This is a genomic window from Vogesella mureinivorans, from assembly GCF_007644035.1.
GTDB lineage: Bacteria > Pseudomonadota > Gammaproteobacteria > Burkholderiales > Chromobacteriaceae > Vogesella > Vogesella mureinivorans.
Window position 1 is genome coordinate 41,801 of record NZ_VMTV02000346.1, and the last position, 12,424, is coordinate 54,224.

Annotated in this window: 12 protein-coding genes; 8 read left to right on the plus strand and 4 right to left on the minus strand. The window is 61.3% G+C overall.

Annotated features, from left to right (window positions below):
* Nucleotides 1-186 precede the first annotated feature (186 nt).
* A complete protein-coding gene (locus FLQ44_RS10410; protein ID WP_147694331.1) occupies nt 187-1,971 on the plus strand; it encodes an acyl-CoA dehydrogenase C-terminal domain-containing protein in 1,785 nt (594 codons plus the stop codon).
* A 70-nt stretch (nt 1,972-2,041) separates the two neighbouring features.
* Here the strand turns inward: FLQ44_RS10410 and FLQ44_RS10415 are convergent, their stop codons facing one another.
* Nucleotides 2,042-3,199 carry a GGDEF domain-containing protein gene (locus tag FLQ44_RS10415; RefSeq protein WP_147694332.1) on the minus strand — a complete coding sequence of 386 codons (1,158 nt, stop codon included), beginning with the start codon at nt 3,197-3,199 and terminating at the stop codon, nt 2,042-2,044.
* Between the two features lie 117 nt (nt 3,200-3,316).
* Here FLQ44_RS10415 and FLQ44_RS10420 point away from each other — a divergent pair, with 117 nt between their 5' ends.
* From FLQ44_RS10420 to FLQ44_RS10430, 3 genes are all read left to right on the plus strand, one after another.
* The gene (locus FLQ44_RS10420; protein ID WP_147694333.1) at nt 3,317-3,931 is read left to right on the plus strand and encodes a flavin reductase family protein; all 615 of its coding nucleotides are present in this window, start codon (nt 3,317-3,319) and stop codon (nt 3,929-3,931) included.
* Nucleotides 3,932-4,210: 279 nt separating this feature from the next.
* A complete protein-coding gene (infA, locus tag FLQ44_RS10425) occupies nt 4,211-4,471 on the plus strand; it encodes a translation initiation factor IF-1 (RefSeq protein ID WP_038297484.1) in 261 nt (86 codons plus the stop codon).
* 42 nt (nt 4,472-4,513) lie between these two features.
* Nucleotides 4,514-4,696, plus strand: a complete 183-nt coding sequence (locus FLQ44_RS10430) for a hypothetical protein (protein WP_147694334.1) — start codon at nt 4,514-4,516, stop codon at nt 4,694-4,696.
* 62 nt (nt 4,697-4,758) lie between these two features.
* On the opposite strand, the gene FLQ44_RS10435 is transcribed toward FLQ44_RS10430, so the two are convergent.
* The 3 genes from FLQ44_RS10435 to FLQ44_RS10445 form a co-directional block, all read right to left on the minus strand.
* Complete coding sequence (locus tag FLQ44_RS10435) at nt 4,759-5,085, minus strand: hypothetical protein (RefSeq protein ID WP_147694335.1); 327 nt, start codon at nt 5,083-5,085, stop codon at nt 4,759-4,761.
* A gap of 91 nt (nt 5,086-5,176) precedes the next feature.
* Nucleotides 5,177-5,836, minus strand: a complete 660-nt coding sequence (locus FLQ44_RS10440; RefSeq protein WP_147694336.1) for a UPF0149 family protein — start codon at nt 5,834-5,836, stop codon at nt 5,177-5,179.
* A 105-nt stretch (nt 5,837-5,941) separates the two neighbouring features.
* A complete protein-coding gene (locus FLQ44_RS10445) occupies nt 5,942-7,633 on the minus strand; it encodes an AMP-binding protein (RefSeq protein ID WP_147694337.1) in 1,692 nt (563 codons plus the stop codon).
* 130 nt (nt 7,634-7,763) lie between these two features.
* Between FLQ44_RS10445 and FLQ44_RS10450 the strand changes: the two genes are divergently transcribed.
* From FLQ44_RS10450 to FLQ44_RS10465, 4 genes are all read left to right on the plus strand, one after another.
* Entirely contained in the window at nt 7,764-8,165 is a 402-nt protein-coding gene (locus FLQ44_RS10450; protein WP_147694338.1) for a MerR family transcriptional regulator, read from the plus strand.
* A 175-nt stretch (nt 8,166-8,340) separates the two neighbouring features.
* Nucleotides 8,341-9,510 carry an isovaleryl-CoA dehydrogenase gene (locus FLQ44_RS10455; RefSeq protein WP_147694339.1) on the plus strand — a complete coding sequence of 390 codons (1,170 nt, stop codon included), beginning with the start codon at nt 8,341-8,343 and terminating at the stop codon, nt 9,508-9,510.
* A 128-nt stretch (nt 9,511-9,638) separates the two neighbouring features.
* Nucleotides 9,639-11,237: a carboxyl transferase domain-containing protein gene (locus tag FLQ44_RS10460; RefSeq protein ID WP_147694340.1), complete on the plus strand. Its 1,599-nt coding sequence runs from the start codon at nt 9,639-9,641 to the stop codon at nt 11,235-11,237.
* 219 nt (nt 11,238-11,456) lie between these two features.
* Nucleotides 11,457-12,242 carry an enoyl-CoA hydratase/isomerase family protein gene (locus FLQ44_RS10465; protein ID WP_147694341.1) on the plus strand — a complete coding sequence of 262 codons (786 nt, stop codon included), beginning with the start codon at nt 11,457-11,459 and terminating at the stop codon, nt 12,240-12,242.
* The last annotated feature ends 182 nt before the right edge of the window (nt 12,243-12,424 follow it).

Here is a 12,424-nt window from a genome sequence, read left to right on the forward strand (position 1 = left end):
CTGTTTTCATGTTTTTTCCTGGCGTAATAAAAAAGTCTGAAAAAATTAAAACAAGCGTTTGAACCAGTTCTATAATCATCATCACTCGCCGGAACGAAACACGGCAGTAACAGACCAACAGGCCACAAGCGGCCAACACGAGGAAGCAGCACCGCCTGCGGGCTGCGACAACACTGGAGATACGACATGCCTAGCTACAAAGCTCCCCTGCGCGATTTCGACTTTGTCCTGAACGAGCTGATCAAAGTTCAGGAAGTGTTGCCCGGCCTGCCTGGCTACGAAGAAGCCACCCAGGACATTTTCAGTTCTTATCTGGAAGCCGCCGCCCAGTTCTGCGAAAACGAACTGGCGCCGCTGAACCGCCAAGCCGACGAAGAAGGCTGCAGCTTCGACCCGGCCACCAAATCGGTTACCACCCCGGTAGGCTTCAAGGAAGCCTACAAGCAGTTCTGCGAGCTGGGCTTTACCGCCCTGGACTGTGACCCGGCTTACGGTGGCCAGGGCATGCCCAAGACCCTGTCGTTCCCCATCATCGAAATGCAGTGTTCGGCCAACGTAGCCTGGTCCATGTACCCTGGCCTGTCGCACGGTGCCTACTCTGCCATCCATGCCCACGGCACCGACGAGCAGAAAGCCACCTATCTGCCACAGCTGGTAGACGGCAGCTGGACCGGCACCATGTGCCTGACCGAGCCACACTGCGGTACCGACCTGGGCCTGCTGAAAACCAAAGCCGAGCCCAACGCCGACGGCAGCTACAACATTACCGGCACCAAGATTTTCATCTCGGCCGGCGAACACGATATGTCCGACAACATCATCCACCTGGTACTGGCCCGCCTGCCGGATGCACCAAAAGATGTAAAAGGCATTTCGCTGTTCATCGTGCCCAAATTCCACGCCGACGGCAGCCGAAACAGCGTGTACTGCGGCAGCCTGGAACACAAGATGGGCATTAAATCCAACGCCACCGCCGTCATCAACCTGGATGACGCCAAAGGCTACCTGATCGGCGAGCCGAACAAAGGCCTAGCCTGCATGTTTACCATGATGAATGCCGCCCGTCTGGGCTGCGGCATGCAGGGCCTGGGTATTGGCGAAGCCTCGTTCCAGGGCGCGCTGGCCTACGCCCGCGACCGCCTGCAGATGCGCGCCATGGCCGGTGCCAAGTTTCCGGAAAAAGCCGCAGACCCCATCATCGTGCACCCGGATGTACGCCGCATGCTGCTGACGCAAAAAGCCTACACCGAAGCAGGCCGTGCGCTGGCCGCCCTGCTGGCACTGCAGCTGGATATCGAAGAAAAACACCCGGATGCCGACGCCCGCGCCGAAGCCGCCGACCTGGTGGCCCTGCTGACGCCGGTAGCCAAAGCGTTCATGACCGACAACGGCTACACGGCGGCCAACATGGGCATGCAGGTATTCGGTGGCCACGGTTTTATCCGCGAATGGGGCATGGAACAGCTGGTGCGTGACTGCCGCATCTCACAGATCTACGAAGGTACCAACGGTATCCAGGCTATCGACCTGCTGGGCCGCAAAGTGCTGATGGACCAGGGCCAGAAGCTGCGCAAGTTCACCAAGCAGATCCACAAGTTCTGCCAGGCCAACGAAGGCAACGCCCAACTGGCCGAGTTCGTGGCACCCCTGGCCAAGCTGCTGAAAGACGTGGGTGACATCACCATGGGCATTGGCATGGCCACCATGAAAGACCGTGACGAAGCCGGTGCCGCAGCCACCGACTACCTGCGCCTGGTAGGCCACCTGACCTACGCCTGGCTGTGGGCCCGCATGGCCGAGGTAGCCTATGCCAAGCTGGACACCGCCAGCGACGACTTCTACAAAGCCAAGATCGCCACGGCCCGCTTCTACTTTGCCAAGCTGCTGCCCGAGGTAGAAAGCCTGAAAGCCACCATCAAGGGCGGCGCCAAACCGCTGATGTCGCTGGAAGACGAACAGTTTGCCTTCTAATCCGGTAGCGTAGTACCAGCCATGCCCCCGCTAGCCGGGGGTTTTTTCATGGGGCCCGCCAAGCGGGCCATCACAGCAATACCACCTGGTTACGCCCACGCGCTTTGGCGTGGTATACCGCACGGTCGGCACGCTGCAGCAGGGTCTCCGGCTCATCGTTAGCGGATGACAATACCGCCACGCCAAAGCTGGCTGTTAGCGGCCAACGTGTGTTCTCCCACGCAAAAGGCGTTTGCTCCAGCGCCAGGCGCAGGCGGTTTGCCACCACACTGGCACCATGCTCGGTCGTATCCGGCAGCAGGATGCAAAACTCCTCGCCCCCTGCCCGGCACAACAGGTCCTGCTCGCGCAGCTCGCGGCGCAGCACCGTCACCAGGTGCACAATGGCGGCATCGCCTGCCGCGTGGCCCAGCTGGTCATTAATCTGCTTGAAATGATCCACATCCAGCACGCACAGCGCATAGGGCATGCCGCGCTGCGCCATGCTGTGCTGCTGCTTGAGGCTGGCACTGAAAGCACGGCGGTTCAGCGCGCCGGTCATCGGGTCGGTCATGGAAAGGTGTTCCAGCTTGCCCACCAGACGCATGGTCACCACCCCCGCCATGGCAATATTCACTGCCAGGTTCAGCACCAGGCCCACCAGCAGGAAAACCACATTGAAAGGCTCGTTCGACGCGACCGACGCCGTGGCCACATTGCCGCCCAGTACCATAAGGGCACGCAGCAAAAACAAGCCCCCCACCGCCGCCAGGGGGCTGGCCACCAAAGCCCGCGCCCCGCGGGTAAAGTACTGCTGCTCATGCAACAACGCATCCTGCGTGGCACGTAACAAGAGCCAGGCTGCCGTCAATGAATACACCACCGCATGGAAACCAGCCGGCTGGCCATACGGCTGGCCAAGCAACAAAGCCCCGCCCAGCAAAACCACCCCCAGGCTTTCGGCGACACCACTACCATCACGCCGTACAAAAAAGCGTATGCCCAGGCGCAAGCTGCAAAATGCCAGCAGCCCCAGCACATCGGCAAACGGGTACGCCAGCCACACCGGCAACGCGCCACCACGCTGCAGCGTCAGCAGCAGGCTCAAACCCATCAGGAAATCACACAGGAAAAAGCGGCGCGCCACCACGGGGGCCATTTTCAGCACCATGCCCGCCACCGCCCAGCCGCTAGCGGCCACCCAGCAAACAGTAATGTTGGCTTGTACGATCGTCAGGGGGTCACTCATGCCGGGCTCGATAAGGATATTTTTATCGTTATTCACGGTTGCAGCAGGCAAAGCAAGCCCGGCAGTGGTTGCCTGGGCTGATAGAATCATGGCCTACCCCGCCACGGACACGCTGCCATGCTGCTAGATAGCACCACCCTGGATACCCGCCTTGCCTACCAGCTGCTCACCCACGCTGTCAGCCCGCGCCCTATTGCCTGGGTCAGCACACGCAGCCCGGCCGGGGTGGTCAACCTGGCGCCGTTTTCTTTCTTTACCGTGGCCAGCATCAGCCCGCCGGTCCTGCTGTTTACCCAGGTCAACCCGCGCGATGGCCACACAAAAGACACCCTGCGCAACCTGCAGGCCAACGGCGAGTGCGTGGTCAATATCGTCACCCACGCCCAGGCCGAGGCCATGAACCAAAGCTGTGCGCCCTATCCGCCAGAGGTCAGCGAGCTGACCGCTGCAGGGCTAGGCACCGCTGTGCTGCCATGGCTGGATGTGCCTGGCGTAGCCGGCGCACCGATACACATTGCCTGCCGCCTGCGTCAGCAGCTGCAAATCAGCCCGGCGGCGCAAAGTGGCACGGTAGTACTACTGGATGTACTGGGCTTCGCCATAGACGACCAACTCATGCAAAACGGCCAACTCTGCGCCGAACAGCTTGATGTAATAGGGAAAATGGGCGCTGATAGCTACTGCACCACCCGCCAGCGCTTTGAGCTGGCTCGCCCCGCACTCCCCGTCTAGCGCCAGAGGCACTGCCTGGCAGGGTGCGGGGCATGCTGGCCACTATGAATGGCAATAAAAGTTTTTCTAGACAAATCATGCATTTACCCTTACACTGCTTTTTGCCTCATTTTCTGGTTTGGCGCACATTACCAAACCTGCCTTGCTTTAACTGCTGTTACCACTCCGCACAGCAATTTCCCGCTTAGGTTTAAACGATGCAAACCGCCGCCCGGCGGCGCAAGACTTTGTGCTTTGCGTGATTGGACCGGGCTCACCCCTCATCCGGAAGGAGACACTGTGTCTAAAGAAGACATGATCGAATTGCAAGGTGTTGTCATCGAGATGCTGCCGGAATCGCGCTATCGCGTTCGGCTCGATAACAATGTGGAAATCCTTGCCTATGGCTCCGGCAAAATGAAAATGCACCGTATCCGTGTGCTGGTGGGTGATCGCGTTACTGTAGAAATGTCGCCTTATGACCTGACTAAAGGCCGCATTAACTTCCGCCATCCAACGGCGAAGATGGAAGGCCTGCCGCCTGCCAAACGCCGCTATTGAAAAAGACACAACCGGGTTCCGGCTGTGTCGTATAGGAATCCAATGAAAATTAATGAATTGAAACCGGGTGACTGCGTCACCCAACAGCTTGATAACAGTACTGTTGCTTTTGAAGTAGTTGCCATTCGCCAGATCGGCCGCCGTTTTCTGGTAACATTCCGCTCCGCGCTGGGCATTGCCAGCGCCAGCTATCAAGGCGACGCCTACATCAGCCTGGCCCATTAATTAAGCCGCTGACTACACAACCCCGCACTGGCAACAGGCGGGGTTTGTTGTTTCTGGCAGGCCTACTCCCGCCCCTCGCCACGCGCCAGGCGCTGCATCAGCTGGCGCACCTCGCCCATCTGCTCGTCCGGCAGCGTTTCATGGCGCATCAGCCGCAAATACAGCAGCAGATTGTCCAGCACCAGGCGCGCGGTAGAGACCAGGTACACCAGCTGGCGATCCTCGGCACTCACCCCCTGCTGGTGCAGCAGCGCATCGCGCTCCAGCAAGTCGGCCACCACCAGCCTGCGCAGCGCATTCTCGTCAAACGGCAGCTCTTCTGTCAGCCACGGGTAGTCCTGCTCTATGGCAGCTAGCAGGGTCAGCACTTCTTCCAGCCCCAGTTTCATGGCCAGACTCCACATCAGGTGATACTGCAGTCTAGCCCACGCAAACAAAAAGCCCCGCAGAATGCGGGGCTTTCCGGTACAGCTGCAGGGCTTAGTTGCGGCCGCAGCAAGCTTTGTATTTCTTGCCGCTACCACAGGTGCACGGGTCGTTGCGGCCAACCTTGCCATCGTTGCGCACAGTCATCGGCGCGGCCTCTTTGGCACGCCAGTAGTTGTGCACGGCTACTACGGCGTCGTCCAGCTCGCCCTTGAAGCTTTCCAGCTCGCTGGCGCTGAATTGCATCAGCGGGGCTTCGCCGTCTTCGGCGTCGAACATGCCACCCAGCGCCATTACTGGCATCAGCAGCTCTTCGAAGCCTTCGTCATCTGCCGCCTCGAACCAGTCGGTGGGCACCACGTCCAGGGCATACATATAGGCGTTGCACCACGGGCGGAAGTCCGGCTCGTCGCTGTCGTCGGCGCTGTACAGCACCAGTTCGGGCAGCTCGCCGTCGGCCAACGCTGCCGCTACGCTGTCGTAGAACTTCTGCAGCAGGGCACGGATTTCGGCTTCGGTTTCGGCGCTTTCAAATGCCGGCGCATCACCCAGGACGTCATCCAGCCACTCGTCCACACCCAGGCGGTCCGGGCCACAGGCCAGCGCAGTGAAGAAACCCTGCACTTCGTCGGGGCGCATGGTGGTGCCAGCTTGCGACAGCGGGGTGAGCAGGGCTTCCAGACGGGTCAGGTCGGCTTCGTTGAATACGGTCATGATGCAATCTCCAAAAGTATGGCGCGCATTGTAGCGTATCCACGCTGCCACAGAATTGTGACAGCACAAAAAACCCCGCCAGCCGGCGGGGTTGGCCGCAATGCATCAGGCGGTTTTTGCTTCGTCCAGCCCCAGCTTTTCTTTCATCTGCTGGCGCATGACAAACTTCTGGATCTTGCCGGTGATGGTCATGGGGAAGCTGTCGACAAACTCGATGTAGCGCGGAATCTTGTAGTAGGCAATCTGGCCGTCGCAGAAGGCGCGGATCTCGTCGGGGCTGCAGCTTTCGCCATCGCGCAGGCGTATCCAGGCGCACAGTTCCTCACCGTACCGGGCGTCGGGTACGCCGATCACCTGTACGTCTTGCACCTTGGGGTGGCGGTACAGGAATTCTTCGATCTCGCGCGGGTAAATATTCTCGCCGCCGCGAATCACCATGTCTTTCACGCGGCCCACGATATTGCAGTAGCCGTCTTCGTCCATCACCGCCAGGTCGCCGGTGTGCATCCAGCCGGCGTCGTCGATGGCTTCGCGGGTTTTGGCCGGGTCGCCCCAGTAGCCCAGCATCACCGAGTAGCCACGGGTCAGCAGCTCGCCGGTGTCGCCACGCGGCACGATGCGGCCGTTGGCATCCACGATTTTTACTTCTACATGCGGGTGGATGCGGCCAACGGTGGCGACCTTTTTTTCCAGCGGCGTGTCGGTGTGGCTCTGAAAGCTCACCGGGCTGGTTTCTGTCATGCCGTAGGCGATGGTGACTTCGGCCATGTGCATGTGCGCCACCACACGCCGCATCACCTCGATAGGGCACGGGCTGCCGGCCATGATGCCGGTGCGCAGCGTGGCCAGATCAAACTCGGCAAAGCGCGGGTGATCCAGCACCGCGATAAACATGGTGGGCACGCCGTGCAGCGCGGTACAGCGCTCGGCCTGCACCGCTTCCAGCACCGCCAGCGGCTCGAAGGCCTCGCTGGGGAACACCATGGCCGCGCCGTGGGTCACGCAGGCCAGCACCCCCAGCACCATGCCAAAGCAGTGGTACAGCGGCACCGGAATGCACAGCCTGTCGTCAGGCCCCAGCCGCATGGCCTCACCCACGAAAAAACCGTTATTCAGGATGTTGTGGTGCGTGAGCGTGGCGCCCTTGGGGCTGCCGGTGGTGCCGGAGGTAAACTGGATATTGATCGGGTCATCGAACTGCAGCGTGGCCGCCGTGGCGGCCAACCCTGCCCGCTCCTCATCGCTTGGCGGGGCCAGCAGGCTGGCAAAGTTCAGCATGCCCGGCGTGGCCTCCTCACCCATGCGCACCACCCAGCGCAGCTCGGGCAGCCGCGCCGCGTGCAGCTGGCCAGGGGCGCTGCCAGCCAGCTCGGGCGCCAGGTCGGCCACCATGGCTAGGTAGTCGCTGCTCTTGAAGCTGGGCGACAACACCAGCGCGCGGCAGCCTACCTTGTTCAGCGCGTACTCCAGCTCGCTGCGGCGGTAGGCCGGGTTGATGTTGACCAGCACCAGCCCCGCCTTGGCGGTGGCAAACTGCATCAGCACCCATTCCACATTGTTCTGCGACCAGATCCCCACCCGCTCGCCCGGCTGCAAACCCAGCCGGCGCAGGCCGCAGGCCAGGCGCGTGACCTGCTCGCCAAACTCGGCATACGTCCAGCGCACATTCTGCTGGCGCACGATCAGCGCGTCGCGCGCGGCGTAGCGCTGGCAAGCTTCGTCGAAATACTGGCCGATAGTCTGGCCGATAAGCGGGGTAGCACTGGTGCCGTGCACATAGCTGGGGGCAAGGGTCATGATGAGGTCTCCACAGGTGATGCCGTTGTCTTTGTGCGCAAAACTTACTATTACGTTAACGTAAACTCAAGCTTAATCAGGCAGGCTAGGTAAAAAACGCTACAATCGCGGCAGAACAACAGGAACCATCATGAGCGAAGAACGCCTCTTTACCATTTCAGACTTGGCACGCGATTTTGACATCACGCTGCGCACCATCCGTTTTTATGAAGAACAGGGCCTGATAGAGCCGCAGCGCGAAGGCCGCCAGCGGCTGTTTACCCACCGCGACCGCGCCCGGCTCAAGCTGATCCTGCGTGGCAAGCGCATTGGCCTGGCGCTGTCGGAGATCCGAGAGATTCTGGACCTGTACGAGCTGGCCCGCGACGAAGCCAGCCAGTCGCTAAAGCTGCTGCAGCTGCTGTCCGAGCGCAAGAAGCAGCTGGAAGAACAGCGCCACGATATCGACGCCGTACTGGCCGAAATCGTGACGCTGGAGGGCCACTGCCGCCAGGTGATCGACACCGTCACCGGCAAGGACGCCACAAGCTGACACATCCACACCACTGGGCAGAGTGGTTTTGTCATTTTGTATTGACGTTAACGTAAGCGTAAGTCAACATAAAACCATGCCAAGGCAGAAAACCGCCTATCAATACAAGAGCCCCCGGCAGCATGCACAAGGGGCAAACGGACACAGCCGCCCGCCCGGGCACAGAGGAGATAACATGTACAGCAGCCTGCGCTTTGACTTTGGCGAAACCTACGACATGCTGCGCGAAGCGGTACGCGAATTCGCCGCCAGCGAAATCGCACCGCGCGCCGCCGATATCGACCGCGACAACCTGTTTCCGGCCGACCTGTGGAAGAAGTTTGGCGACCTGGGCCTTTTGGGCATCACGGTGTCCGAAGAGTACGGCGGCGCCAATATGGGCTATCTGGCGCACATGATCGCCATGGAAGAAATCAGCCGCGCCAGCGCCTCGGTGGCGCTGTCCTACGGTGCGCATTCCAACCTGTGCGTGAACCAGATTTTCAAAAACGGCAACGACGCGCAGCGCCAGAAGTACCTGCCCAAGCTCATCAGCGGTGACCATATCGGCGCACTGGCCATGTCCGAACCCAACGCCGGCTCCGACGTAGTCAGCATGAAGCTGCGCGCCGACAAGGTAGACGGCGGCTACAAACTCAACGGCAGCAAAATGTGGATCACCAACGGCGGCGACGCCGATACCCTGGTGGTGTACGCCAAAACCGATATCAGCGCCGGCGCAAAAGGCATGACCGCCTTTATCGTGGAAAAAGGCTTTGCCGGTTTCAGCCACGGCAGCAAGCTGGACAAGCTGGGCATGCGCGGCTCCAACACCTACCCTATTTTCTTTGACGACTGCTTCGTGCCGGACGCCAACGTACTGGGCGGCGAAGGCAACGGCGTAAAAGTACTGATGAGCGGGCTGGACTTCGAGCGCGCCGTGTTGGCCGCAGGCCCGCTGGGCATCATGCAAGGCTGCATGGACGTGGTGGTGCCCTACCTGAACGACCGCAAGCAGTTTGGCCAGGCCATTGGCGACTTCCAGCTGATGCAGGGCAAGCTGGCCGATATGTACGTGAAGCTGTCCGCCAGCCGCGCCTATGTGTACGCCGTAGGCCAGGCGCTGGATCGTGGCGAATCGGGCCGCCAGACCCGTAAAGACGCCGCCGGCGCCATCCTGTACGCCGCAGAAGGGGCCACCCAGATGGCGCTGGACGCCATCCAGTGCCTGGGCGGTAACGGCTACATCAACGAATACCCCACCGGCCGCCTGCTGCGCGACGCCAAGCTGTACGAAATCGGCGCGGGCACCAGCGAGATCCGCCGCTGGCTGATCGGCCGCGAGCTGATGGCCGAAACCCGCTAAAACCTGAAAAACATATTAGCCACGAAACCCGCAAAAGAGCACGAAAAAGACACCCCTGAACCCACCTCATCTCTCGGTTTGCTTTCGTGTCTTTTCGTGGTTTTCGTGGCAAAAGGGGTTGTCCAACCATGCCCATCATCGAATCCAAGCTTTCCCCCCGCGCCGCCGACTTCCAGGCCAACGCCGACAAAATGCGCAGCATCGTGGCCGACCTGAAAGCCAAAGTTGCCCAGGCCGCGCTGGGCGGTGGCAGCAAGGCCCGCGACAAGCACGTGGCCAAAGGCAAGCTGCTGCCGCGCGAACGCATCGACCTGCTGCTGGACCCGGGCTCGCCGTTCCTCGAGCTATCCCAGCTGGCTGCCTTCGGCATGTATAACGACGACGCACCGGGCGCCGGCGTCATCACTGGGGTTGGCCGCATCAGCGGCATCGACTGCCTGATTGTGGCCAACGACGCCACCGTTAAAGGCGGTACCTACTACCCGATGACGGTAAAAAAACACCTGCGCGCGCAGGAAATCGCCCGCGAAAACCGCCTGCCCTGCGTCTACCTGGTGGATTCCGGCGGCGCCTTCCTGCCGCTGCAGGACGAAGTCTTCCCCGACCGCGAACACTTTGGCCGCATCTTCTACAACCAGGCCAACCTGTCCGCCGCCGGCATACCGCAAATCGCCGTGGTGATGGGTAGCTGCACCGCCGGTGGCGCCTACGTACCGGCCATGAGCGACGAAACCGTTATCGTCAAAGAGCAAGGCACCATCTTTCTGGGCGGCCCGCCGCTGGTGAAAGCCGCCACCGGCGAAGTGGTCTCGGCCGAGGAGCTGGGCGGTGGCGATGTACACACCCGCATCAGCGGCGTGGCCGATCACCTGGCACAAAGCGACGCCCACGCGCTGGCCATCGCCCGCCGCATCGTGTCCGACCTGAACTGGCATAAGCAAGGCCGGCTGGACCGCATCGAGCCGCGCCCGCCGCGCTACGGCGCCGAAGAAATCTACGGCGTGATTCCGGCCGACAGCAAAAAGCCGTTCGACGTGCGCGAGATCATCGCCCGCCTGGTGGACGATTCCGATTTCGACGAATTCAAGCAGAACTACGGCACCACGCTGGTTACCGGCTTTGCCAGACTCAATGGCTACCGCGTCGGCATCATCGCCAATAACGGCATTCTGTTTTCCGAGTCGGCGCTCAAGGGCGCGCACTTTGTCGAGCTGTGCTGCCAGCGCGGCATTCCGCTCGTCTTCCTGCAGAACATCACCGGCTTCATGGTGGGCAAGAAGTACGAAAACGGTGGCATTGCCAAAGACGGCGCCAAGCTGGTTACCGCCGTGGCCTGCGCCAGCGTGCCCAAGTTCACTGTGCTGATAGGCGGCAGCTTCGGCGCCGGCAACTACGGCATGTGCGGCCGCGCCTACAGCCCGCGCTTTTTGTGGATGTGGCCCAACAGCCGCATCTCGGTGATGGGTGGCGAACAGGCCGCCGGCGTGCTGGCCCAGGTGAAGAAAGAGCAGCTGGGCGACGCCTTTACCGCCGAGCAGGAAGAAGCGCTGAAAGCACCGGTGCGCGAGCAGTATGAAGCGCAGGGCCACCCCTACTACGCCAGCGCACGCCTGTGGGACGACGGTGTGATCGACCCGGCACAAACGCGCGAGGTGCTGAGCCTGGCGCTGGAAGCCAGCCTGTCGGCACCGGTAGAAAGCACGCGTTTCGGCGTGTTCCGCATGTAATTTATTCGCCGCGGCAGACTCGGAAATGCACAAACCTTTCTGCCACGAAACAACACGAAGCAAAGGCAAAAGACAAGCCGCCCCAAGGGGATCATCAAACAAAACCTGACGACGGTTTGCTTTGATTTTTTCGTGCGCTTTCGTGGGTTTCGTGGCAAAAAACCAGGCTTTTCCGTGCCTTCCGCAGGCTTACGTGGCAAAAAATGAAAGGGTTTTCAAATGAACTACAGCACTTTGGAAATCACCCGCAGCGGCCAGGTGGCCACCGTCTGGATGAACCGCCCCGAGCTGCACAATGCGATGAACGAACACCTCATCGCCGACCTGAGCGCCGCTTTTCGCGAGCTGAACCGTGACGACAGCGTGCGCGTGATCGTGCTGGCCGGCCACGGCAAGAGCTTCTCCGCCGGTGCCGACCTGGACTGGATGCGCCGCGCCGCCGGCTATACCGAGGCGCAAAACCTGGAAGACGCCAACAAGCTGGCCGCCATGCTCAAGGGCATCTACCGCAGCCGCAAACCGGTCATCGCCCGTATCCACGGCGCGGCACTGGCCGGCGGCACCGGCCTGGCCGCCGTGTGCGACATCGCCGTGGCCACCGACGCCGCCCGCTTTGCCCTGACCGAAGTACGCCTGGGCCTGATTCCCGCCACCATCGGCCCCTACGTGGCCGACGCCATCGGCTGGCGCCAGGCACGGCGTTACTTCCTCAGCGCCGAGCGCATTGACGCCGCCACCGCGCTGCGCATCGGCCTGGTGCACGAAGTGGTGGCCGAAGACGCACTGGATAGCCGCATCGCCGAGATCGCCGCCGAGCTGGGCAAAGGCGCACCGCACGCACTAGCCGCCGCCAAAGACCTGCTGGGCTGCCTGCACGACAGCTCGCCGCTAGACGACGAGCTGCTGTCGGACACCGCGCACCGCATCGCCGCGATACGCATTACCGACGAAGCGCGCGAAGGCCTGGCGGCCTTTTTCGAAAAACGCCCGCCTAGCTGGATATGATTTTTTGCCACGGAAACACACGCAAGACACGGACAAGACCGAACAAAGCACTGCAGGCCATGTAGCCGCACGGTAACTGGCTGCCGCCACCCGGACAGACACGCAGCGTCGTACCGGGTGTGTACCAAATCCCCTGCTTTCTTTCGTGCCTTTCGTGTGCTTTCGTGGCCAAACAGGACACA

Excerpts from the sequence above, each read along its gene's own strand:
- FLQ44_RS10420 (WP_147694333.1), top strand. The coding sequence starts at position 3,317 with ATGCTGCTAGATAGCACCACCCTGGATACCCGCCTTGCCTACCAGCTG.
- FLQ44_RS10435 (WP_147694335.1), bottom strand. The coding sequence starts at position 5,085 with ATGAAACTGGGGCTGGAAGAAGTGCTGACCCTGCTAGCTGCCATAGAG.
- FLQ44_RS10410 (WP_147694331.1), top strand. The coding sequence starts at position 187 with ATGCCTAGCTACAAAGCTCCCCTGCGCGATTTCGACTTTGTCCTGAAC.
- FLQ44_RS10450 (WP_147694338.1), top strand. The coding sequence starts at position 7,764 with ATGAGCGAAGAACGCCTCTTTACCATTTCAGACTTGGCACGCGATTTT.
- FLQ44_RS10440 (WP_147694336.1), bottom strand. The coding sequence starts at position 5,836 with ATGACCGTATTCAACGAAGCCGACCTGACCCGTCTGGAAGCCCTGCTC.
- FLQ44_RS10460 (WP_147694340.1), top strand. The coding sequence starts at position 9,639 with ATGCCCATCATCGAATCCAAGCTTTCCCCCCGCGCCGCCGACTTCCAG.
- FLQ44_RS10465 (WP_147694341.1), top strand. The coding sequence starts at position 11,457 with ATGAACTACAGCACTTTGGAAATCACCCGCAGCGGCCAGGTGGCCACC.
- FLQ44_RS10430 (WP_147694334.1), top strand. The coding sequence starts at position 4,514 with ATGAAAATTAATGAATTGAAACCGGGTGACTGCGTCACCCAACAGCTT.
- FLQ44_RS10415 (WP_147694332.1), bottom strand. The coding sequence starts at position 3,199 with ATGAGTGACCCCCTGACGATCGTACAAGCCAACATTACTGTTTGCTGG.
- FLQ44_RS10455 (WP_147694339.1), top strand. The coding sequence starts at position 8,341 with ATGTACAGCAGCCTGCGCTTTGACTTTGGCGAAACCTACGACATGCTG.
- FLQ44_RS10445 (WP_147694337.1), bottom strand. The coding sequence starts at position 7,633 with ATGACCCTTGCCCCCAGCTATGTGCACGGCACCAGTGCTACCCCGCTT.